The sequence below is a fragment of the Streptomyces galbus genome (genome assembly GCF_005280195.1).
Taxonomy (GTDB): Bacteria; Actinomycetota; Actinomycetes; order Streptomycetales; family Streptomycetaceae; genus Streptomyces; species Streptomyces galbus.
This window is the reverse complement of sequence record NZ_SZPR01000018.1, coordinates 172,610-194,136: the sequence shown is the minus strand read 5'-3', so window position 1 is coordinate 194,136 and position 21,527 is coordinate 172,610. Positions and strand designations below refer to the sequence as shown.

Here is a 21,527-nt window from a genome sequence, read left to right as displayed (position 1 = left end):
CATGTTCGGCAACCCCCTGAAACGGGCACCGCGGCAGGAGTAACCTCTTCCCCATTTGCACGCTGGGCCCCCGCTCGCACACCCACGGTGACGGAGTACAGGCATACGAACGCCCCCGCCTCGCGGAGACGGGGGCGTGCGGAGCGACCGGGGCTCAGCCCACGGACGAGTAGGCGACGACGCCCCGCAGGAGCTGGTCGACGGCCTTGCGGGCGGCCTTGGTGACCGTGGTGCCCTCGCCGGGTGCGGCGGCCGAAATCTGCCCCAGCACGTCGATGACCTGCTTGCACCAGCGCACGAAGTCGCCGGCGGGCATCTCCGCCTCGCGCAGCACCTCGTCCAGGCCCTTGCCGGACGCCCACATGTAGGCGGCCCAGGCGAAGCCGAGGTCGGGCTCGCGCTGGCCCACGCCCTCGGTCTGGCTGATCCGGAACTCCTCCTCCAGCGCGTCCAGCCGGCCCCAGATCCGCACCATCTCGCCGAGCGCGGCCTTGGCCTTGCCCGACGGCAGCTTCGGCGCCATCGCGTCGTCGCCGACCCGGGCCTCGTAGACCAGCGCCGAGACGCACGCGGCCAGTTCGGCCGGGCTCAGGCCCTCCCAGACACCGGCCCGCAGGCACTCGCTGGCCAGCAGGTCCAGCTCGCCGTACAGCCGGGCGAGCCGCTTGCCGTGCTCGGTGACCTCGTTGCCGCGCAGGTAGTCCAGCTCGGTCAGCAGGGCCACGATCCGGTCGAAGGTCCGCGCGATGGTGTTGGTGCGGCCCTCGATGCGGCGCTCGAGCTGCGAGGTGTCGCGCAGCAGCCGGTGGTAGCGCTCGGCCCAGCGGGCGTGGTCCTCGCGGTCGTTGCACCCGTGGCACGGGTGGGCGCGCAGCGCGGTGCGCAGCCGGGCGATCTCGCGGTCGTCGGCGGCCTGCGAGCGCTGCTTGCGGTGCCGCTCCGGCGCGATGTGCCCGGCCTTGGTGCGCAGCGCGGAGGCGAGGTCCCGGCGCGACTGCGGGGAGCGCGCGTTGAACGACTTGGGGATCCGCATCCGGTCCAGCGGCTCCACGGGCACCGGGAAGTCCATCGACGCCAGCCGCTTGACCTGCCGTTCCGCGGTCAGTACCAGCGGCCGGGGCCCGTCGTGGTGGTCGACGTGGCGGTGGCCGTCGGCACGCCCGGCGGACAGGCCGGGGTCCAGCACCAGGGCCAGGCCGGCGTACTTGCCGGTGGGCACGTGGATGATGTCGCCGGGCTTGAGCCGCTCCAGGGCGACGGTGGCCTCGGCGCGGCGCTGGGACGCGCCCTGCCGGGCCAGCTCGGTCTCGCGGTCCTTCAGCTCGCGGCGCAGCCGCGCGTACTCCTCGAAGTCGCCGAGGTGGCAGGTCATCGACTCCTTGTAGCCGGCGAGCCCCTCCTCGTTGCGCTGCACCTGCCGGGAGATCCCGACGACCGAGCGGTCCGCCTGGAACTGCGCGAAGGACGTCTCCAGCAGCTCGCGCGAGCGGTGCCGGCCGAACTGCTCGACCAGGTTGACCGCCATGTTGTACGACGGCTTGAAGCTGGAGCGCAGCGGATAGGTGCGGGTGCCGGCGAGACCGGCCAGGTGGTCGGGGTTCATGCCGCGCTGCCACAGCACCACCGCGTGGCCCTCGACATCGATGCCGCGCCGGCCCGCACGGCCGGTGAGCTGGGTGTACTCGCCGGGGGTGATGTCGGCGTGCTGCTCGCCGTTCCACTTGACGAGCTTCTCCAGCACCACCGAGCGGGCCGGCATGTTGATCCCCAGGGCGAGGGTCTCGGTCGCGAAGACGGCCTTGACCAGGCCGCGCACGAACAGCTCCTCGACGACCTCCTTGAACGTCGGCAGCATCCCCGCGTGGTGGGCGGCGATACCGCGCTCCAGGCCCTCCAGCCACTCGTAGTACCCGAGGACGTGCAGGTCCTCGCGCGGGATGGAGGCGGTGCGCTCCTCGACCAGGGCGCGGACCCGCTCCCGCGCGTCGTCGTCGTTGAGCCGCAGCCCGGCGTAGAGGCACTGCTGGACGGCGGCCTCGCAGGCGGCGCGGCTGAAGATGAAGGTGATGGCGGGCAGCAGGCCCTCGGCGTCCAGGCGCTCGATGACCTCCGGGCGGCCGGGGGTCCACACCCGGGAGCGCTGCCGGCGCTCGCGCTCGCGGTCGGCCTCGCGCATCGAGCGGCCCCGGCGCCGGTCCTGGTACGACGGCCGGCTCGCCTCCATGCGGGCCAGCCGGGTCAGGTCCGGGTTGACGGCCTTCTTGTGGCCCTCGGCCTCCTCGAACAGGTCGTACATCCGGCGTCCGGCCAGCACGTGCTGGAACAGCGGCACGGGGCGGTGCTCGGAGACGATGACCTCGGTGTCGCCGCGGACGGTGTCGAGCCAGTCGCCGAACTCCTCGGCGTTGGACACGGTCGCCGAGAGGGACACGAGCGTGACCGACTCGGGGAGGTGGATGATCACTTCCTCCCAGACGGCGCCGCGGAACCGGTCGGAGAGGTAGTGCACCTCGTCCATCACCACGTACCCCAGGCCGATGAGGGTCTGGGAGCCGGCGTAGAGCATGTTCCGCAGGACCTCGGTGGTCATCACGACCACCGGGGCGTCGGAGTTGACGCTGTTGTCGCCGGTGAGCAGGCCCACCTTCTCCGCGCCGTACCGCCGGCACAGGTCGGCGTACTTCTGGTTGGACAGCGCCTTGATGGGCGTGGTGTAGAAGGCCTTGCGGCCCTGCTGGAGGGCGAGGTGGACGGCGAACTCGCCGACGATCGTCTTGCCCGAGCCGGTGGGCGCGGCCACCAGGACGCCCTTGCCCGCCTCGAGCGCCTGGCAGGCCTCGATCTGGAAGGGGTCGAGGCCGAAGTCGTACATCTCGCGGAAGGACGCGAGCGCGGTGGCCTGCTCGGCAGCGCGCCTGCGCGCCGCCGCGTACCGCTCGGCCGGTGAGAGGTCCTGAGTCATCGTGCTTTCGAGCGTACCGGGCCCCACTGACAACAGGACGATCATTATCCGTATCAGCGTCTCGAAACCCGCGGTCCGCGCAGCTCAGGGACGTGGTGGGGCGGACGCCGCGGGCGTGCGCGCCGGAACGCGCGCACGCCGTCAGGTGACGTCGTCGTAGCCGTTCACGCGCTCGGTGCTCGCCTGCTCGGGCAACGCGCGCGGGGTGGACACCGGCTCGACCCTGCCGATGTCCTCGGGGGTCAGGTCCAGCTCGGACGCCTCGTCGTCGGCGGGGGCCAGGGCCTCGCGGCGGCGCCTGCGGCGGTCGTTGAGCAGGGAGAAGGCGACGGCGCCGAAATACAGCACCCAGATCGGTCCGGCCAGGGCCAGCATCGAGATGGGGTCGGTGCTGGGGGTGGCGACCGCGGCGAACACCGTGATGCCGATGATCATCGCCCGCCACCAGCCGGCCATCCGCTTGCCGGTGATGGCGCCGGTGAGGTTGAGCATGACCAGCAGCAGCGGCAGTTCGAAGGACAGGCCGAAGACCACGACCATGCGCGTGACGAGCTGGAGCAGGTCGTCGAGCGGCAGGAGGTTGTCGACACCGTTCGGCGTGAAGTCGATCAGTACCTTGGCGGTGGTCGGCAGGACCCGGTAGGCGAAGTAGGCACCACCGAGGAACAGCGGGACGCCGGTGCCCACGAAGGCGTAGGCGTACTTCCTCTCGTGCTTGTGCAGACCGGGCGCGACGAAGGCCCACAGCTGGTACAGCCAGACCGGCGAGGCGAACACCACACCGGCCATCAGCGAGACCTGCAGCGCCAGGGTGAAGGGCGCGAGCAGGCCGTTGATGGTGATGCGGGCGCACCGGTCGGGATCGCTGGACTGCGCCAGTTCCGCGAAGCTTTCCCTGCAGCCGACGGAGTCGAGGATCGGCTGGGTGAGGAAGTTGATGATGTCGTTGTAGAAGAAGGCGGCGACCACCGCCACCAGGACGATGGCCAGCATCGCCTTCGCCAGCCGGTTGCGCAGCTCACGAAGGTGTTCCGCGAGCGGCATCCGCCCCTCGGGGTCCTTCTCCTTCTTGCGGGCAGGCTTGAGCAACCCACGTTCCCATCTCGTGCGGCGGGCCGGAGGTCACCGGCCCTGCGTCAGCGCTTGGTGGTGTCCGTCGGCTCCGTCACGGGACGGGAGCTGGTCACGTCACCGGGGGACGCCTGGATGGTGCGCTGCACGGGGGGCTGCTCGCCGTTGTTCGGCGGGCCGGCCGGCGTGGTGGTGCTGTTGCCGTCTTCCTTCATCGCCTTGGCCTCGCTCTTGAGGATGCGCGCGGACTTGCCGAGCGAGCGGGCCATGTCCGGAAGCTTCTTCGCGCCGAACAGCAGGATGATGACGACGAGGATGAGAATGATCTCGGGGGCGCCGAGCCTTCCGAACATAAGTCTTTACCTTCTCACCGAGGCTGCGGGGTGGGGTGCTGTCCGATCTGCCGGACAGGTGTCCGAAGGATCGCGTTGACAGCGATCGTAACGCTCAGGGGTAAACGTGGGGCAATCCCTGGGCGTACTCCCGGTCGGCGGTCCGGGCCTCGTTCTCCGGGCCGCGACCAGCAGCGTACCGTCCGCCCCTGTCGGGGCGGGAGGGCGAAGCACCCCACGGCGCGAACGGCGCAGGTCTCACCGCGGGTGCCCGGTGCCCCTCACAGGGACTCCGCCGCCCGGGCCGCGCTCATCGACGCGCGCTCCAGGTCGTCGGCGGCCCGGCCGATCCGCGCGGCCGAGTCGCTCACCTGCCGGCCCAGCCGCTCGGCCTCCACGAACACCCGGACGGCCAGCACGGCCAGCACCGCGAGCCCCGAGAACCCCATCGCCACCGCGAACATCGCCCAGAACATGCCGTCGAGCCTAGACCGTCCCGGCCGCCGTGCCGACCGCGGGCGGGCCGGGCGCCCGCACCGGACCGCCCGGCGCACGGTCCGTCAGCCGGCGTCCTCGCGGTTCGCTACATCGAGTGCAGCCGCAGGGTGCGCACGCCGCCGCCCGTGAGGAGTTCCACGATGCGTTCGCCGGCCGGCTTGCGGACGGCCGCACCGCACTCGGGGCAGGTGAAGGAGTAGAAGGTGGTGCGGCTGGTGGCGCCGATGGCCAGCCGCAGGGCGCTCGCGGCGAGCTCGAAACGGCCCCGGCAGTCCGGGCAGCCCGCCCGGAACACCACCGGAGCCACGCTCCGCATGCCCGCGAACGCGGACGCCACCGAGATGCCCCGCGCACCGGACGTCGCCGATTCGCTCACAGCCCCTGCTCCTGTCCGTCGAACTGCCTGCTCAGCCGCCGCCCCGGCGCCACGCCCGGCACCCCGGGCCCGGCCTCCGCGCCGGCCGCGACGCCGGTGCCCTCACCGCTGCCGGCGGTGGCGCCGCCGACACGCGCGTCGAGGCCGTCGTACGCCGCGAGGGCCTCGCGGGCGGCGCGGCGGGCGCGGTCGGCGAGGTCCTGCGGCGCGACGATCCGGCCGTCGGGACCGAGGCGCAGGGCCAGGCGTCTGAGGGAGGCCGGATCGGGCGTGCGCAGAGTGATACGCAGCCCGCCGTCGGGAAGCTCATCGGCGCTGTCGTGCGGGTAGTACTCGGCGACCCAGCGGCCGCCGGGGCCGACCTCGATGACGACCTCGGGGTCCTCGGCGGCCGGTTGCACCAGCCCCTCCGAGAGGTCCCGCAGCTCCACCTCGGGCGGGGCGGACGGCTCGTCGAGGATCTTGATCTCGGCGACCCGGTCGAGGCGGAACGTGCGGCGCGCCTCGGAGCGGCGGCACCAGGCCTCCACGTACGTGTGCCCGACGCTCACCAGGCGGATGGGGTCGATCTCGCGCTCGGTGACCTCGTCGCGGGCCGGGGAGTAGTAGCGGATCCACAGCCGGCGGCGCTCGGAGATGGCCCGGTCGACGTCGGCGAAGACGCCGCCCTCGGACTCGAAGGTCACCGACAGCCGGGAGCTGGCGCCCGCCGCCTCGCCGGCCGCGGTCTCCACCTTGGCGGTGGCCCGCACCAGCGCCTGCCGGTCGCTCTCGCGCAGCCCGGGCAGCGTGGCCACCGCGCGGGCGGCGACCAGCAGCGCGGTCGCCTCGTCGGCGGCGAGCCGCAGGGGCTCGGCGGCGTCGGCGCCCAGGGCGGCCGGGTTGTGCCACCAGATGCGCTCGCCGTCGGTGTCGATGTCGAGGAGGTCGCCGCCGCGGAAGCTGGTGCCGCACATGGGCAGCACGTCGAGGTCGGAGACCAGCTCGTCCTCGGTGATGCCGAAGGCGCGCGCCACGTCCTCGATGCGCGCGCCGGGCCGCTCCCTGAGGTACGTCACCAGGGAGAGCATCCGCCGGGTCTGGTCGATCGCGTTCGCCGGCCTGACCGGTTTGCCTGCCACTGTCTCGCTCCGCTCCCCCTCAGCCCTTGGCCACGGCCCGCAGCCGGTCGACGACGTCGGCCCGCAGCTCGGCGGGCTCCAGGACGACCACGTCCGGCCCGAACTCCACGAGCCAGGCGTCCAGCCCGTGCCCGTACGGAATCTCCAACTCGTCCCAACCGTCGCCGAGTTCCCGCACGGCGGTGGCCCTCGCCCGCAGGGGGTACCCGGCGCCGCCGCGCAGCCGGATGCGCGCGCTGCGGTCGGCGGTCTCCCCCGCCCAGCCGGCGACGGTCTCGCGGACGGTGACCACGTCGGGCACGGGCGCGGTGAACCGGCCGCCCCGGGAGCGGACCTTGCCGGTGATGCGCGACAGGCGGAACACCCGCTCGGCGCCCCGGTCGCGGTCGAATCCCGCCAGGTACCAGTGGCCGCGCCAGCACTCCAGCGCCCACGGCTCGACGTGCCGGGGCTCGGGGTGGGCGGCGTTGGCCTTGCGGTAGTCGAAGACGACCGGGCGGCGGTCGCGGCAGGCGAGCATCAGCGGCTCGAAGGCCGCCTCGTGCACGGGGATGCGCGGCTCCAGCGCGCCGTGCGCCTCGTAGGGGTCGACGTCCTCGGGGAGTCCGGCCGCGCGCAGCTTCTGCAGGGCGCCGCTGGCGGCTCCGGCGAGGCGGGCCTGCTGCCACACCTTGGCGGCCAGGCCCAGCGCGGCGGCCTCCTCGGCGTCGAGGGTGATGGGCGGCAGGCGGTTGCTGTCGCGGCGGGCCAGGTAGCCGATCTCGCCGTCGAGGCTCTCCACGGTCTCGATGACCAGGCCGAGCTCCCGCAGGTCGTCCTTGTCGCGCTCGAACATGCGGTTGAAGGAGTCGTCGCCCCCCGCGCCCGAGCCGAACGCCTCCACATAGGCCTCGATGGACTCGCGCAGCTCCCGCTTGCTCAGCGGCCTGCGCGTCCCGAGCAGACACAGCGCCAGGTTCATCAGCCGCTCTGCCTTGGCAATGGCCATCGACGCCCTTCGCCTTCCTCATGGTCCTTACGACGGACGACCGTACCGCTCCGCGGTGCCGGGGCAAAGCCGAGGGCCCACGCCCGGACAGGCATGGGCCCCAGGTGATCGGGTCCGGTCGCGGAACGGTCGGCCCCCGGGTGGCGGTCAGACCCCGAGGAGGTCCACCACGAAGATCAGCGTCTCGCCGGGCTGGATGGCCGGGGTGGGGCTCTGGTTGCCGTAGGCGAGGTGCGCCGGGATGGTCAGCTGGCGGCGGCCGCCGACCTTCATGCCCTGCACGCCGAGGTCCCAGCCCTTGATGACCCGGCCGCCGCCCAGCGGGAAGCGGAACGGAGTGCCCCGGTTCCAGCTCGCGTCGAACTCCTCGCCGGTGCTGAAGGCGACACCCACGTAGTGCACGGTGACGGTCTGGCCCGCCTGCGCCACCTCGCCGTCGCCCTCCCAGATGTCCTTGATCTCGAGGTCCGCCGGGGGCTCGCCGCCGGGGAAGTCGATCTCGGGCTTCTCGATGCTCACGTCACTTGCTCCTGCTCGGTGTCGGAAAGGCAACGGGCACAGTCTCGCATCCCCGCACGCTCACATCTTCGCGAGGATGTCCACGGTGAACACCATCGTGGAGTCCTTCTCGATGCCGCTGCCGGCCGGCGGCTGGTCGCCGTAGCCCAGCGACGGCGGGATCACGATGAGGACGCGGCTGCCGACCTTCTTGCCGGTCAGGCCCTGCGCCCAGCCCTTGACGACCTGCTGCAGCCCGAACGACGTCAGCGCGCCCCGCCCGTACGTCGAGTCGAACTCCTTGCCGGTGTTCCACACGACGCCCTTGTACTGCACCAGCACGCTGTTGTCCGCCGCGACCACGTCGCCGTCGCCCTCGATGACGTACTTGGCGACGAGCCCCTTCGGCGGGTCGGCCTTTGGCACCTGCACGGAGGGCGCCTTGCCGTCGGTGTTGGTGCCGACCTTGGGCAGCTTGGCGTCGGTCTGCGGCACGTCCTTGCCCTTGGCGGAGCTCTTGGAGTTGAAGGTCTCCTGCAGGTCGACCACGAACACCAGCGTGTCGGTGCCCTTGATGCCCGCCTGCGCGTTGCCCTGCGCGCCGTACCCCCAGGTGGGCGGGACGGAGAACTCCACGCGGCTGCCGGTCTTCTTGCCGGTCAGCGCGTACCGCCAGCCGTCGATGATGCTGCCCGCGGCGAGCTGGATCACCAGCGGCGTCTTGCGGTCGTAGGAGTTGTCGAACACCTTGGCGGTGTCCCAGACCTGGCCGAGGTAGTTCGCCTGGACGTAGTCGTTCTCCGCGACGGTCTTCCCGCCGCCCGCGATCACCGTCTTCACCGCGAGCTGGTCGGACGGCTTGCCGCTGCCCTTGGCGACGGTCGGCTTCTCACCGAACTTCGTGCCCGCCGTGATGGCCGGCAGCGGCCCGTCGACGATCTTCGGCGCCGGCGCGGCGGACGTCTGCGACGCGGACGGCGACGCGCTGTCGCTCGCCTTGCTCGAGTCGGACTTGTCGTCGCCGCAGCCGGCGAGCGTGACCAGTCCAGCGGGGACGGCGGCGAGGATGAGGGAGCGTCGGCGCACGGTGGGGGCCTCGTAATCGGTCGATCTTGTGATGGCGTGCGCGCAACTCTACGGCGTGAGAAGGGCGCCGTACGGGAAACGTACGGCGCCCGTGTTGCGTTCCGAACTCATCTGCGGACGTCACCCGCAGGGCACGGCCCGGTCACGCGCCCGGCTCACATTCCGGCGATCAGCTTCTCCACCCGGTCGTCCACCGAACGGAACGGGTCCTTGCACAACACGGTCCGCTGGGCCTGGTCGTTCAGCTTGAGGTGGACCCAGTCGACCGTGAAGTCCCGGCGCTGCTCCTGCGCCCGCCGGATGAAGTCGCCGCGCAGCCGGGCCCGAGTGGTCTGCGGCGGCACCGACTTGCCCTCGAAGATCTTCAAGTCGTCGCAGATCCGCGCCGTCTGACCCTTCTTCTCCAGCAGGTAGTACAGACCACGACGACGGTGGATGTCGTGGTAGGCGAGGTCTATCTGCGCCACGCGCGGGTGCGACATCGTCATGTTGTGCTTGGCGCGGTACCGCTCCAGCAGCTTGTACTTGATCACCCAGTCGATCTCGGTGCCGATCCGGTCGAGGTCCTCCGCCTCGATCGCGTCCAGCGTGCGGCCCCACAGCTCCAGGACCTGCTCCACCGTGCCGGTGCGGATGCCCCGGCGCTCACAGAAGTCGACGGCCTTCTCGTAGTACTCGCGCTGCACCTCCAGGGCGGAGGCCTCGCGGCCGCTGGCCAGGCGCACCTTGCGCCGGCCGGTGATGTCGTGGCTGACCTCGCGGATCGCCCGGATCGGGTTCTCCAGCGTCAGGTCGCGCATCACCGTGCCCGCCTCGATCATGCGCAGCACCAGATCGGTGGCCCCGACCTTGAGCAGCATGGTCGTCTCGGACATGTTCGAGTCACCGACGATCACGTGCAGCCGGCGGTAGCGCTCGGCGTCGGCGTGCGGCTCGTCCCGCGTGTTGATGATCGGACGCGACCGGGTGGTCGCCGACGAGACGCCCTCCCAGATGTGCTCCGCCCGCTGGCTGACGCAGTACACCGCACCGCGCGGGGTCTGCAGCACCTTGCCGGCGCCGCACAGCAGCTGCCGGGTCACCAGGAACGGGATGAGGATGTCCGCCAGCCGGGAGAACTCCCCGTGCCGGGCCACCAGGTAGTTCTCGTGGCAGCCGTAGGAGTTGCCGGCCGAGTCGGTGTTGTTCTTGAAGAGGTAGACGTCGCCCGCGATTCCCTCCTCGTGCAGGCGGCGTTCCGCGTCGACCAGCAGCCCCTCGAGAATGCGCTCGCCGGCCTTGTCGTGAGTGACCAGTTCGGTCACGTTGTCACATTCGGGTGTCGCGTATTCAGGATGGGAGCCCACGTCGAGATACAGGCGGGCGCCGTTCCGCAGGAACACATTGCTGCTGCGGCCCCATGACACGACACGGCGGAAGAGGTACCGCGCCACCTCGTCGGGAGACAGGCGGCGCTGTCCCCTGAACGTACACGTGACGCCGTACTCGTTCTCCAGCCCGAAAATGCGGCGGTCCATGACTGAACATTACGCCCGATCCCCCGAGCTGAAACGGGGTTCGACGGCACGGTTCGGATCATTTTCCGACGACACCGCGACCACCGCGTGACCAGCGGGCGCCGCCATTACCCGTCCGGCGGCGACCAAAACCAGCAACGACACGGCACCCGCCGCACCCGGCACCGCGAAGCCCCACTGGGCCCCGCCCGCCTCGACGACCGGACCGGCCACGCCCGTCCCCACCGACGCGCCGACCGTGAACGTCGTCACCAGCCAGGAGAACGCCTCCGTGACCGTGCCGCTCGGCGCGTGCCGGTCGACGATCACGAACGCGCACGCGATGGCCGGCGCGAGGAACACCCCGGCCAGCGCCGTCAGCGCCACCATGGCGGCCGCACCCGGCATCAGCGTCAACGGCAGGTAGCACACCGCCAGCAGCGCCACCAGCACCCGCAGCCGCCGCTCGGGCGCCCCCGGCCAACTCCGCGCACCGTAGACCGAGCCGCCGAGCAGCGCGCCCAGGCCCAGGGCGGCCATCAGCCAGCCGTACACCGCGTCGCCGCCGTGGTCGTCGGCGTACGGCACCGACGCCACCGTGATCGACCCCAGCGCCATCCCGATGAACAGGAACGCGCCCAGCAGCACCAGCAGGCCCGGCGAGCGCAGCGCGCCCAGCCAGTGCGCCTCACGGGGCGCCGACCGCCACGCGCGCGAAGGGGCCGACACCACCACCGACAGCGCGCCGAGCACCCCGAGGACGTTCAGCACCAGCAGCGCCGCCCCGGCGGACCACAGGGACACGCACAGGGTGACCAGCAGCGGCCCGACCGTGAACATCACCTCCTGGGCGATCGCGTCCATGGCGTACGCCGTGTGCACCTGGTCCTCGCGGCGCAGCACCGACGGCCACAGCGCCCGCAGCCCGCCCTCCAGCGGCGGCGTGAACAGGCCGGCCGCGCCGACCGCGGCATAGGCGAGCGGCAGCGGGTCCACACCGGTGAACGCGAAGACGGCCATCGCGACGGCCGAGGCCAGCGCGGCCGGCAACTGCACCCGCGGCTGGCCGTGCAGGTCCACCAGCCGGCCCAGGACCGGCTGGCCGACCGCGTTGGCGACGCCGTACACCGCCGCCAGGGCACCCGCCAGGCTGTAGCTGCCGCCCTCGGCCCGCACGAACAGCACGACGGCGATCGCCGCGGTGGCGTTCGGCAGCCGCCCCACCAGGGTGCCGGCGAGCAGACGCGCGGCGTGTCGCGCCCTGAGGATCTCCAGGTATCCCGCGGCCATGCGGTGCGCCCCCATCGGCTCGACGCGAGTCACGGCGGCCGCCGCACCCACGAGGTTTTACGTATAACTAGACCGTCCATACGTACCATGTGCGCTGTTCACCAGTCCACACGAAAGAGCAGGCCCACGGTGGCACGAGGTAGCACCAGCACGCGCCCCACCAGCCGCGACGTGGCGCAGGCGGCAGGAGTGTCCCAGGCGGCCGTCTCCCTCGTCCTCGGCGACAAATGGCGCGGACGCGTCTCCGAGGCCACCGCCGAACGCGTCCGCGAAGCAGCCCGCCGACTCGACTACCGGCCCAACCTCGCCGCCCGCAACCTGCGCCTCGGCCGCACCCGCACCGTCCTCCTCGTCGTCCCCGCCCTCACCACCGAATTCTTCGCCGGCGTCTACACCGGCGCCGCCCGCGTCGCCGCCGACCACGGCTTCGGCGTCGTGCTCTACCCCTCCCCCGAAGGCATCGGCCCCGCCCGCGACCCCTTCGCCTCCGCCCAGGCAGCGCTCGACGGCGTCCTCGCCTCCTCCATGGCCGCCGACGCCCTCACCGCCATCCGCGGCGACCGGCTCCCCCTCGTCATGCTCGACAGCGACCCCCACGGCAGCCTCGGCGCCGCCACCGTCAACCTCGACATCGCCGACGGCACCCGCCAGGTCGCCGACCACCTCCTCGGCCTCGGCCACCGCCACTTCCTCCACGTCGCCGCCGACATCCCCTCCTGGACCTTCGACGTACGCGCGCGTGAACTCGCCGCCCGCGTACGCGCCGTACCCGGCACCACCCTGCGCACCACCCGCACCCCCATGACCATCGAAGGCGCCCTCGCCGCCGCCGAGACCGCCCTCGACACCCCCGGCCCCCACCCCACCGCCGTCGTCTGCGACGACGACAAACTCGCCGCCGGCGTCTACAAGGCCCTGCGCCGCCGCGGACTGCGCGTCCCCGACGACGTGTCCGTCACCGGCGTCGACGACATCGCCCTCGCCACCGCCCTCGACCCCGAACTCACCACCCTCCGCCTCGACGCCGAACGCTTCGGCGAACACGGCATGCACGCCCTCCTCGCCGTCCTGGAAGGCCGCACACCCGAACAGGGCGACATCCCCGTCCACCTTGTCGTCCGCGGCTCCACAGGCGCCCCCAGGCCCTCCTGAAACGCCCCGTGCCCCGGCCGGAGGATCGGCCGGGGCACGGACAGGGCGAACAGGCAGAACGAGGGACGCGCACGCCCGACGGATCAGTCGTCGTCCGAGGAACTCTCCGCCTCGGTCGACGGCCCACCGGACTGCAGCAGCCGCGACAACTGCGCACCCCCGATCCGCTTGAACTTCCGCTTCTGCGGACGCGTACGGTCCAGCACCGCCACCTCCAGCCGCTCCGCCGGGATCTCCCGCTCGGAACCGTTGGTGTCCCGCGACAGCGCCTGCACCGCCAGCTTCAACGCCTCCGCGAGACTCATACCGTCCCGGTGGCGCTGGTCCAGATAACTGCTGATCTGCTCGGCATTGCCGCCCACCGCGACCGAACCGTGCTCGTCCACGATCGAACCGTCGTGCGGCAACCGGTAGATCTGGTCACCCTCGGGCGTCTCCCCGACCTCCGCCACGACCAGCTCCACCTCGTACGGCTTCTCGGCCGCCGAGGAGAAGATCGTGCCCAGCGTCTGGGCATAGACGTTCGCCAGACCCCGGGCCGTCACATCGTCCCGGTCGTACGTGTAACCCCGCAGATCCGCGTACCGCACACCACCGATCCGCAGATTCTCGTACTCGTTGTACTTGCCGGCGGCCGCGAAACCGATCCGGTCGTAGATCTCGCTGAACTTGTGCAGCGCACGGGACGGGTTCTCGCCGACGAACACGATGCCGTCGGCGTACTGGAGCACGACCAGGCTGCGGCCACGGGCGATGCCCTTGCGCGCGTACTCCGCGCGGTCCGCCATCGCCTGCTGGGGTGAGACATAGAACGGCGTCGACACCGGCTATCCGTCCCTTTCTGTGGAAGTCACTGGATCACCTGACGGAAAACGGCGGCCGACTACAGCAGAGCGGCACGCGGGCCGTCCGGCTGCTCCAGACGGCGCTCCAGGATCGAACGGGCGATCGCGGAGGACTCGTCGTCGGTGAGCCGGCGGAAACCGTCCTCGGTGATCACGGTGACGATGGGGTAGATCCGGCGGGCGACATCGGGACCACCCGTCGCCGAGTCGTCGTCAGCCGCGTCGTACAGGGCCTGCACCACCAACGTGGTGGCCTCGGCCTCACTGAGGTCGTCACGGAACAGCTTCTTCATGGCGCCGCGCGCGAAGATCGAACCCGAACCCGTGGCCGCGTAGCCGTGCTCCTCGGAACGGCCACCCGTCACGTCGTACGAGAAGATCCGGCCCTTGGCCCGGTCCACGTCGAAACCGGCGAACAACGGCACCACGGCCAGGCCCTGCATGGCCATGCCGAGGTTGGAGCGGATCATCGTCGACAGACGGTTCGCCTTGCCCTCCAGGGACAGCTGCGCGCCCTCGACCTTCTCGAAGTGCTCCAGCTCGAGCTGGAAGAGCTTGACCATCTCCACGGCCAGGCCCGCGGTGCCGGCGATGCCCACCGCCGAGTACTCGTCGGCCGGGAAGACCTTCTCGATGTCGCGCTGGGCGATGACGTTGCCCATGGTGGCCCGGCGGTCACCGGCGAGGACCACACCGCCGGGGAACGTCACGGCCACGATCGTCGTGCCGTGCGGCGCCTCGATCACACCCTGCGTGGGCGGCAGTTGCCGGTTGCCGGGCAGCAACTCCGGCTGGTGCTCGGACAGGAAGTCCATGAACGAGGCCGACCCAGGCGTCAGGAAGGCAGCTGGTAGACGCCCGGTGCTACGAGTGTTGGCTTCCACGCGATTCCTTCCACGTAAGCAGCAGCCCGCCTTATGGCATCGGGCCGATCCTTGAACTGCCCCAGTGCGGCATTGCAGCTGAAGCACAGTACGCCACGGACCCTACCCGTCTTGTGGCAGTGATCCACATGCTCCGCCGGGGCGGCGAGACATATGCAGCACACTCCCCGCTGTTCGGCCACCAGCGCCTCCAGCTCCGCCGATGTGAGGCCGTACCTGCGCTTGAAGTAGCTGGCCCTGTTCCGCTCGGCCCTGCACCTCCGGCAGTAGCTCGCCCAGCCGTCCGAAGACGCCCTGTTGCGCTCCCACTCGGCGTGCGGCTTCACCAGCTCGCACTGGGGACACCGCTTGTGCCCCGGCGGCACGGCGACCTTCTCGCGGACCTTCTTCCCCCTTGCCTCCTGGCGCTGCCGGTAGTACTCGGCGGAGCACTTCCGGCAGTACGCCTGGAGACCGTCGGGCATGGACTTGTTGCTCGCGAACGCCTCACGTGGCAGATACGTCTTGCACCGTGAACAGCGTCTCGCTTCCGAGGCTTGTTTCACCCCCGAACCCGACCATCACCTTCGAATGAAAGGCAGCTTCACTCTCCGCCCTTCTGAACGAAGGACCTCACGAAATCCTCGGCGTTCTCCTCGAGTACATCGTCAATTTCGTCAAGAACGGAGTCGACGTCGTCGCTCAGCTTCTCGTGGCGTTCCTTGAGGTCGTCCGTCGCCTGCGCGTCCTGCGCCTGCTCCTCGACCTCCTCGGTGGACCGCGTGGCCTTCTGCTGCCCGCCGCCGGTGTCCTTGGTCGCCATAACCCTCACCCCGCTCAGTTCGCCCGACATGGTCGACAGGTCGGCTTTCCTGCCGATCGGTGATGATCAGACCCTACAAGCCGGGTCCGACATCGGCCCCGCAGTTCGATGATTCCCTGGCGCCGGGGTTTCCACCCCCGGGCCGGGGTCCGGCCGAGTACCCCCTCAGTTGCCCGACAGCACCCTGACCAGGTCTTCCGCGGTGCGGCAGCGGTCGAGGAGCTCCTTGACGTGATTTCGCGTTCCGCGAAGCGGTTCCAGGGTTGGGACGCGCTGCAGGGAGTCGCGGCCCGGCAGGTCGAAGATCACGGAGTCCCAGGAGGCGGCGGCGACGTCGTCGGCGTACTGCTCCAGGCAGCGGCCGCGGAAGTAGGCGCGGGTGTCCTCCGGCGGCTTGGTGACGGCCCGCTCGACCTCGGTCTCGTCCAGGAGCCGCTTGATGCGTCCGCGGGCCACCAGACGGTTGTAGAGGCCCTTCTCGGGGCGTACGTCGGCGTACTGGAGGTCGACGAGGTGGAGCCGGGCGGCGTCCCAGTCGAGGTCGTCGCGGCGCCGGTAGCCCTCCATGAGTTCCCGTTTGGCGACCCAGTCCAGTTCGCCGGCGAGGCTCATCGGGTCGTTCTCGAGCCGGGTGAGGGTGTCCTCCCAGCGGGCGAGGACGTCCTTGGTCTGTTCGTCGGCGTCGGCGCCGTAGCGTTCCTCGACGTACTTGCGGGAGAGCTCGTAGAACTCCATCTGGAGCTGGACCGCGGTGAGTGTGCGGCCGCTGCGCAGGGTGACCAGGCGCTTGAGGGTGGGGTCGTGCGAGACCTGGTGGAGGGTGCGTACGGGCTGGTCGACGGCGAGGTCGACGGCGATGAAGCCGTCCTCGATCATGGACAGGACCAGGGAGGTGGTGCCCAGTTTGAGGTAGGTGGAGATCTCCGAGAGGTTGGCGTCGCCGATGATGACGTGCAGGCGGCGGTACTTCTCGGCGTCCGCGTGGGGTTCGTCGCGGGTGTTGATGATCGGGCGCTTGAGTGTCGTCTCGAGGCCGACCTCGACTTCGAAGTAGTCGGCGCGCTGGCTGAGCTGGAAGCCGTGTTCGTGGCCGTCCTGGCCGATGCCGACGCGACCGGCGCCGGCGAAGACCTGGCGGGAGACGAAGAAGGGCGTGAGGTGGCGCACGATGTCCGAGAAGGGGGTCTCCCGCTTCATCAGGTAGTTCTCGTGCGTGCCGTAGGAGGCGCCCTTGTTGTCGGTGTTGTTCTTGTAGAGGTGGATCGGCTGGGCGCCGGGGAGCTGTCCGGCGCGTTCGGCGGCCTCGGCCATGATCCGTTCGCCGGCCTTGTCCCAGAGGACGGCGTCGCGCGGGTTGGTGACCTCGGGGGAGCTGTATTCGGGGTGTGCGTGGTCGACGTAGAGGCGTGCGCCGTTGGTGAGGATGACGTTGGCCAGCCCGATGTCCTCGTCGGTGAGCTGGGTGGAGTCGGCGGCCTCGCGGGCGAGGTCGAAGCCCCGTGCGTCGCGCAGCGGGTTCTCCTCCTCGAAGTCCCAGCGGGCCCGGCGGGCCCGGTGCATCGCCGCCGCGTAGGCGTTGACGATCTGGGACGAGGTGAGCATGGCATTGGCGTTGGGGTGGCCGGGGACGGAGATTCCGTACTCCGTCTCGATGCCCATTACTCGCCGTACGGTCATGCGGCCCTCCTTGCCCGGCGGCACCCTCGGTCGTGGGCGCCGCTCAAGTACCGCTGGTGCTCCGGTGCCCGTGCGGTGCCCGTCCCCGCACTGCGCGACCCGGCGGTACGGAAGAGCCTAGAACGCCTTTGCGCTGGTGGGGAGATCATTTGCGTCATTGCCTTGCTCGCCTTGTTCCGGCCGTGTCCGGAGAAAAGCGTCGGCTGCGGGTACCCCGTGAGGGCACCCGCAGCCGCCCTTTGTGTTACAGGTACTGTCCGGTATTCGCCACCGTGTCGATGGAGCGGCCGGTGTCGGCGCCCTGCTTTCCGGTGATGAGTGTCCGGATGTAGACGATGCGCTCGCCCTTCTTGCCGGAGATGCGGGCCCAGTCGTCGGGGTTGGTGGTGTTGGGCAGGTCCTCGTTCTCCTTGAACTCGTCCACGCAGGCCTGGAGGAGGTGGGAGACGCGGAGGCCCTTCTGGTTCTTCTCGAGGAAGTCCTTGATCGCCATCTTCTTGGCGCGGCCCACGATGTTCTCGATCATGGCGCCGGAGTTGAAGTCCTTGAAGTAGAGGACTTCCTTGTCGCCGTTGGCGTAGGTGACTTCCAGGAAGCGGTTCTCCTCGGATTCGGCGTACATGTGTTCCACGGCCGTCTGGATCATGTTCTGGACCGTGGCGCCCTTGTCGCCGCCGTGCTCGCCGAGGTCGTCGGCGTGCAGCGGGAGGCGCTGGGTGAGGTACTTGCCGAAGATGTCCTTGGCGGCTTCGGCGTCGGGACGTTCGATCTTGATCTTCACGTCCAGGCGGCCGGGGCGCAGGATGGCCGGGTCGATCATGTCCTCGCGGTTGGAGGCGCCGATCACGACCACGTTCTGCAGGCCTTCCACGCCGTCGATCTCGGCGAGCAGCTGGGGGACGATGGTGTTCTCCACGTCCGAGCTGACTCCGGAGCCGCGGGTGCGGAAGAGGGATTCCATCTCGTCGAAGAAGACGATGACGGGGGTGCCCTCGCTGGCCTTCTCGCGGGCCCGCTGGAAGACCAGGCGGATCTGCCGCTCGGTCTCGCCGACGTACTTGTTGAGCAGCTCGGGGCCCTTGATGTTGAGGAAGAAGCTCTTGCCGGCGGCCTGGCCGGTGACTTCGGCGACCTTCTTGGCGAGGGAGTTCGCCACGGCCTTGGCGATCAGTGTCTTGCCGCAGCCGGGGGGGCCGTAGAGCAGGACGCCCTTGGGCGGGCGCAGTTCGTGCTCCTTGAACAGGTCCGGGTAGAGGTAGGGGAGCTCGACGGCGTCGCGGATCGCTTCGATCTGGTTGCCCAGGCCGCCGATCTGCTCGTAGCCGATGTCCGGGACCTCTTCGAGGACGAGTTCTTCGACCTCGCTCTTGGGCACGACTTCGTAGACGTAGCCGGAGCGGGGTTCGAGGAGCAGGGCGTCGCCGGGGCGGATGGTGACGTCCAGCAGCGGCTCGGCGAGCCGTACCACCCGTTCCTCGTCGGTGTGCCCGAGCACCAGGGCGCGTTCGCCGTCCTCGAGGATCTCCTTGAGGGTGACGATGTCGCCGACGCGCTCGAACTGCATGGCCTCGACCACGTTGAGCGCTTCGTTGAGCATGACTTCCTGGCCGCGCCGCAGTTCTTCGAGCTCGACGCCGGGGCTGACGTTCACCCGGAGCTTGCGGCCCCCGGTGAAGATGTCGGCGGTGCCGTCCTCGTTGGCGGCGAGGAAGACGCCGAAGCCGGCCGGTGGCTGGGCGAGCCGGTCGACTTCCTCCTTGAGGGCCACGATCTGGTCGCGGGCCTCACGGAGCGTGTTGGCCAGTCGCTCGTTCTGTGCGGACACGCCGGCCAGATTGGTCTGCAGCTCGACGATCCGCTCTTCGAGAATCCTCGTGTGCCGCGGAGAGTCGGCGAGCTTGCGTCGCAGGACGGCGATCTCCTGCTCAAGGTAGGCGATCTGCCCGGCCGGGTCGTCGGACCCGCGTCCCGGGCGGATGCCGCGGTTCATGTCGTCGTCGTGGGCTGCCACGGTCCTCACCTCCTCCAAGGGGAGCTGGACGCTTCCAGACCCTACCTGGGTGGGTGTCGATTGAAACCCCTAGATCACAAAGACGGTCGGGGTGTGTCCGATCTTCACCCTTGCGCTCTCCCTCACGCCAGGGGAATACCCATCGAACACGGTTGGAAAGCTGCCCCAGGTAGGGTCGAAGTGTTCAACACCCGTCAGAGCCTGCATCGTTCCCAGGCGGCTCGGCACTAAACGGCAGGGAGACATGAGCGTGCAGCAGGAGGCGTCGGTCGACGGCGAGGCGCTGGAGGTCTGGATCGACCAGGACCTGTGTACCGGTGACGGCATCTGCGCCCAGTACGCGCCGGAGGTCTTCGAGCTGGACATCGACGGTCTGGCGTACGTGAAGGCCGCGGACGACCGGCTGCTCCAGGACAGGGGGGCGACGGCTCCGGTGCCGTTGCCGCTGCTCGCGGACGTGGTGGACTCCGCGAAGGAGTGTCCGGGCGAGTGCATCCATGTGCGGCGCGTTTCGGACAAGGTCGAGGTGCACGGTCCGGACGCCGCCTGACGTCGGAGGGGGCGGGGCGGGCCCGCGGGGCGGGTGCGCTGTCTGATTTCTCACACGCGCGGTGCGCGTCGGCGGCGGGCGGTTCAGACGCTGTGGGCGCCGGCCGGGGTGGAGCGGACGAACCGGTCGTCCTTCCAGCGCCACTGGGCGATGTCCTTGACGTCGGGGCAGCAACTGGGCACGTCGGCGGTCGAGTAGCCGAGGAGCGAGGCGCGTACGGCGCCGTCGACGACGGACACGCGCGTGACCGTCTTGCGTTCCTCGGTGTCGATGAGGGTGGCGACCACGCGCGCGGTCTTCTCGCCGGCGCCCCGGGTCAGGACGTACAGGGCGTCGGGCGGGGTGCCCATGGGGGCGTCGCAGTGGACGACGGCCACGGTCTCGGGCCGGCCGTCGCCGTCGAGGTCGCCGGTGGCCTGGCGCTGCACGAGGGCCCGTACGGGGCCGCACTCGAGGGGGAAGTCGACGCCGGTGGTGGCGGGGGCGGCGGCGGGCGCCGTCGCGGTGTGCGGGCCGGAGGTCTGGGCGGCGGTCGCGGGTCCGGGCTGGACGAGGGAGGAGAGGGCCACGACGCCGGCCACGGCGGCGGCGGTGGCGAGCCAGTGGATGGGCTTGGTGTGGGTGTGGGCCAGTTCCGGAACGGCGGAGTGCTGCACTGGGTGTGTCTCCGTGAGGGCTGTGCCGGTGGGGGTGGCCAGCATCGTGCCACACGTCACAGGTGGGGGGAACGGCGGGGGCACGGTCGGTCGGTGACGGCGCGCGGGGGCTGGTGGGACGTGGAGCGTGGCGCGTCGGGCGCGGGGTCGGTGGTCGGCTCAAGACGACGGCGCCGTGGCCGAGTTCCCGGTGGGTGCGGGGAACTCGGCCACGGCGGTCGTGCGTTGTGTGGGGTGCGGGTGGTCCGGACCGGGTGCCCGGGCCGGGTTCAGCGGCCCATGCCTCCGTCGGCGTTGGGGCCGGCGTAGTCCTCGCCGTAGGCGCCCTTGGCTGGGCGGCGGCGGCGCATGGGCGGCTCGACGCCGTCCGCGAGGCGGCGGGCGGTGAGCAGGAAGCCGGTGTGGCCGATCATCCGGTGGTCGGGACGGACGGCCAGGCCCTCGATGTGCCAGTTGCGGATCATCGTCTCCCAGGCGGTCGGCTCGTTGAAGCAGCCGATCTCCCGGATGGACTCGACGGTGCGGGCGAGCTGGGTGGTGGTGGCGACGTAGCAGCAGAGGATGCCGCCGGGCACCAGTGCCTTGGAGACGGCCTCCAGGCATTCCCAGGGGGCGAGCATGTCGAGGATGACGCGGTCGACGTCGGTGTCGCTCAGGTTGTCCTGGAGGTCGCCGACGGTGAGCTGCCAGGCGGGGTGGGGGCCGCCGAAGTAGCGCTCGACGTTCTGCCGGGCGATGTCGGCGAAGTCCTCGCGCCGCTCGTAGCTGTGCAGCATGCCCTGGTCGCCGATGGCGCGCAGCAGGAAGCTGCTGAGCGAGCCGGAGCCGACGCCGGCCTCGACGACGCGCGCGCCGGTGAAGATGTCGGCGAAGGCGAGGATCTGCCCCGCGTCCTTCGGGTAGACGACGGCTGCCCCGCGGGGCATGGACAGGACGTAGTCGGGGAGCAGGGGGCGCAGCGCGAGGTAGGCGACGTTCCCGGTGGTGCGGACGACGCTGCCCTCGGGTGCACCGATCAGTTCGTCGTGCGGGAAGGAACCCTTGTGGGTGTGGAAGTTCTTCCCGGCCTCGAGCGTGAACGTGTAGTGGCGGCCCTTGGGGTCGGTCAGCTGTACCTGGTCCCCGACCTTGAAGGGCCCGCGCCTGCGGGCGGCACCGGTCGGTTCGGACATGTGACCAGCCTACCGGCGTTTGCGGGGCCCGCCGACCACGGTGTGCGGGCGGGTGCCGGG

At 70.6% G+C, this 21,527-nt stretch carries 21 protein-coding genes; 2 read left to right on the top strand and 19 right to left on the bottom strand.

Annotated features, from left to right (window positions below; translation table 11 throughout):
• Positions 1–154 precede the first annotated feature (154 nt).
• The 11 genes from E4U92_RS22045 to E4U92_RS21995 form a co-directional block, all read right to left on the bottom strand.
• Positions 155–3,007: a DEAD/DEAH box helicase gene (locus E4U92_RS22045; RefSeq protein ID WP_137302170.1), complete on the bottom strand. Its 2,853-nt coding sequence runs from the start codon at positions 3,005–3,007 to the stop codon at positions 155–157.
• A gap of 96 nt (positions 3,008–3,103) precedes the next feature.
• Positions 3,104–4,051 (bottom strand): twin-arginine translocase subunit TatC, encoded by a 948-nt coding sequence (gene tatC / locus E4U92_RS22040; protein WP_137302169.1) that lies wholly within the window; start codon positions 4,049–4,051, stop codon positions 3,104–3,106.
• Between the two features lie 47 nt (positions 4,052–4,098).
• Positions 4,099–4,386, bottom strand: a complete 288-nt coding sequence (gene tatA, locus E4U92_RS22035) for a Sec-independent protein translocase subunit TatA (RefSeq protein ID WP_137302168.1) — start codon at positions 4,384–4,386, stop codon at positions 4,099–4,101.
• A gap of 260 nt (positions 4,387–4,646) precedes the next feature.
• Entirely contained in the window at positions 4,647–4,841 is a 195-nt protein-coding gene (locus E4U92_RS22030; protein ID WP_137302167.1) for a hypothetical protein, read from the bottom strand.
• A 107-nt stretch (positions 4,842–4,948) separates the two neighbouring features.
• Complete coding sequence (locus E4U92_RS22025) at positions 4,949–5,239, bottom strand: hypothetical protein (RefSeq protein ID WP_137302166.1); 291 nt, start codon at positions 5,237–5,239, stop codon at positions 4,949–4,951.
• Positions 5,236–6,360, bottom strand: coding sequence for a helix-turn-helix transcriptional regulator (locus tag E4U92_RS22020; RefSeq protein ID WP_229862669.1), 1,125 nt, complete (start codon positions 6,358–6,360; stop codon positions 5,236–5,238). Before E4U92_RS22020 ends, E4U92_RS22025 begins: the two co-directional genes overlap by 4 nt.
• Positions 6,361–6,379: 19 nt before the next feature.
• Positions 6,380–7,348 (bottom strand): helix-turn-helix transcriptional regulator, encoded by a 969-nt coding sequence (locus E4U92_RS22015; protein WP_137302165.1) that lies wholly within the window; start codon positions 7,346–7,348, stop codon positions 6,380–6,382.
• 147 nt (positions 7,349–7,495) lie between these two features.
• Complete coding sequence (locus E4U92_RS22010; RefSeq protein WP_137302164.1) at positions 7,496–7,867, bottom strand: FKBP-type peptidyl-prolyl cis-trans isomerase; 372 nt, start codon at positions 7,865–7,867, stop codon at positions 7,496–7,498.
• Positions 7,868–7,927: 60 nt separating this feature from the next.
• On the bottom strand, positions 7,928–8,932 hold the full coding sequence (locus E4U92_RS22005) for an FKBP-type peptidyl-prolyl cis-trans isomerase (RefSeq protein WP_137302163.1): 1,005 nt from the start codon (positions 8,930–8,932) through the stop codon (positions 7,928–7,930).
• Positions 8,933–9,087: 155 nt separating this feature from the next.
• On the bottom strand, positions 9,088–10,449 hold the full coding sequence (gene pafA, locus E4U92_RS22000) for a Pup--protein ligase (protein ID WP_137302162.1): 1,362 nt from the start codon (positions 10,447–10,449) through the stop codon (positions 9,088–9,090).
• Between the two features lie 9 nt (positions 10,450–10,458).
• On the bottom strand, positions 10,459–11,718 hold the full coding sequence (locus E4U92_RS21995; protein WP_137302161.1) for an MFS transporter: 1,260 nt from the start codon (positions 11,716–11,718) through the stop codon (positions 10,459–10,461).
• Between the two features lie 87 nt (positions 11,719–11,805).
• Here E4U92_RS21995 and E4U92_RS21990 point away from each other — a divergent pair, with 87 nt between their 5' ends.
• Positions 11,806–12,870 carry a LacI family DNA-binding transcriptional regulator gene (locus E4U92_RS21990; protein WP_137302160.1) on the top strand — a complete coding sequence of 355 codons (1,065 nt, stop codon included), beginning with the start codon at positions 11,806–11,808 and terminating at the stop codon, positions 12,868–12,870.
• An 83-nt stretch (positions 12,871–12,953) separates the two neighbouring features.
• On the opposite strand, the gene prcA is transcribed toward E4U92_RS21990, so the two are convergent.
• The 6 genes from prcA to arc form a co-directional block, all read right to left on the bottom strand.
• A complete protein-coding gene (gene prcA / locus E4U92_RS21985) occupies positions 12,954–13,694 on the bottom strand; it encodes a proteasome subunit alpha (protein WP_137302159.1) in 741 nt (246 codons plus the stop codon).
• A gap of 59 nt (positions 13,695–13,753) precedes the next feature.
• Complete coding sequence (prcB, locus tag E4U92_RS21980) at positions 13,754–14,599, bottom strand: proteasome subunit beta (RefSeq protein WP_137302158.1); 846 nt, start codon at positions 14,597–14,599, stop codon at positions 13,754–13,756.
• Positions 14,551–15,063, bottom strand: coding sequence for an endonuclease VII domain-containing protein (locus E4U92_RS21975; protein WP_137302157.1), 513 nt, complete (start codon positions 15,061–15,063; stop codon positions 14,551–14,553). Before E4U92_RS21975 ends, prcB begins: the two co-directional genes overlap by 49 nt.
• Before the next feature lie 119 nt (positions 15,064–15,182).
• Positions 15,183–15,401 carry a ubiquitin-like protein Pup gene (locus tag E4U92_RS21970; RefSeq protein WP_121888496.1) on the bottom strand — a complete coding sequence of 73 codons (219 nt, stop codon included), beginning with the start codon at positions 15,399–15,401 and terminating at the stop codon, positions 15,183–15,185.
• 165 nt (positions 15,402–15,566) lie between these two features.
• Complete coding sequence (gene dop, locus E4U92_RS21965) at positions 15,567–17,078, bottom strand: depupylase/deamidase Dop (RefSeq protein ID WP_338326448.1); 1,512 nt, start codon at positions 17,076–17,078, stop codon at positions 15,567–15,569.
• A 244-nt stretch (positions 17,079–17,322) separates the two neighbouring features.
• Positions 17,323–19,089: a proteasome ATPase gene (gene arc, locus E4U92_RS21960; protein ID WP_137302156.1), complete on the bottom strand. Its 1,767-nt coding sequence runs from the start codon at positions 19,087–19,089 to the stop codon at positions 17,323–17,325.
• A 244-nt stretch (positions 19,090–19,333) separates the two neighbouring features.
• On the opposite strand from arc, the gene E4U92_RS21950 reads away from it, so the two are divergent.
• A complete protein-coding gene (locus E4U92_RS21950) occupies positions 19,334–19,639 on the top strand; it encodes a ferredoxin (protein ID WP_137302155.1) in 306 nt (101 codons plus the stop codon).
• 83 nt (positions 19,640–19,722) lie between these two features.
• Here the strand turns inward: E4U92_RS21950 and E4U92_RS21945 are convergent, their stop codons facing one another.
• On the bottom strand, positions 19,723–20,295 hold the full coding sequence (locus tag E4U92_RS21945; RefSeq protein ID WP_137302154.1) for a hypothetical protein: 573 nt from the start codon (positions 20,293–20,295) through the stop codon (positions 19,723–19,725).
• A 269-nt stretch (positions 20,296–20,564) separates the two neighbouring features.
• Positions 20,565–21,467: a tRNA (adenine-N1)-methyltransferase gene (locus E4U92_RS21940; protein ID WP_137302153.1), complete on the bottom strand. Its 903-nt coding sequence runs from the start codon at positions 21,465–21,467 to the stop codon at positions 20,565–20,567.
• Between the last annotated feature and the right edge of the window lie 60 nt (positions 21,468–21,527).

What these genes read in the sequence shown, in the direction of transcription:
- E4U92_RS22045 (WP_137302170.1), bottom strand. Translation starts at nt 3,007, where the DNA reads ATGATCGTCCTGTTGTCAGTGGGGCCCGGTACGCTCGAAAGCACGATG.
- tatA (WP_137302168.1), bottom strand. Translation starts at nt 4,386, where the DNA reads ATGTTCGGAAGGCTCGGCGCCCCCGAGATCATTCTCATCCTCGTCGTC.
- E4U92_RS22030 (WP_137302167.1), bottom strand. Translation starts at nt 4,841, where the DNA reads ATGTTCTGGGCGATGTTCGCGGTGGCGATGGGGTTCTCGGGGCTCGCG.
- E4U92_RS22015 (WP_137302165.1), bottom strand. Translation starts at nt 7,348, where the DNA reads ATGGCCATTGCCAAGGCAGAGCGGCTGATGAACCTGGCGCTGTGTCTG.
- pafA (WP_137302162.1), bottom strand. Translation starts at nt 10,449, where the DNA reads ATGGACCGCCGCATTTTCGGGCTGGAGAACGAGTACGGCGTCACGTGT.
- E4U92_RS21995 (WP_137302161.1), bottom strand. Translation starts at nt 11,718, where the DNA reads ATGGCCGCGGGATACCTGGAGATCCTCAGGGCGCGACACGCCGCGCGT.
- E4U92_RS21990 (WP_137302160.1), top strand. Translation starts at nt 11,806, where the DNA reads ATGTGCGCTGTTCACCAGTCCACACGAAAGAGCAGGCCCACGGTGGCA.
- E4U92_RS21975 (WP_137302157.1), bottom strand. Translation starts at nt 15,063, where the DNA reads ATGCCCGACGGTCTCCAGGCGTACTGCCGGAAGTGCTCCGCCGAGTAC.
- E4U92_RS21970 (WP_121888496.1), bottom strand. Translation starts at nt 15,401, where the DNA reads ATGGCGACCAAGGACACCGGCGGCGGGCAGCAGAAGGCCACGCGGTCC.
- dop (WP_338326448.1), bottom strand. Translation starts at nt 17,078, where the DNA reads ATGACCGTACGGCGAGTAATGGGCATCGAGACGGAGTACGGAATCTCC.
- E4U92_RS21950 (WP_137302155.1), top strand. Translation starts at nt 19,334, where the DNA reads ATGAGCGTGCAGCAGGAGGCGTCGGTCGACGGCGAGGCGCTGGAGGTC.
- E4U92_RS21940 (WP_137302153.1), bottom strand. Translation starts at nt 21,467, where the DNA reads ATGTCCGAACCGACCGGTGCCGCCCGCAGGCGCGGGCCCTTCAAGGTC.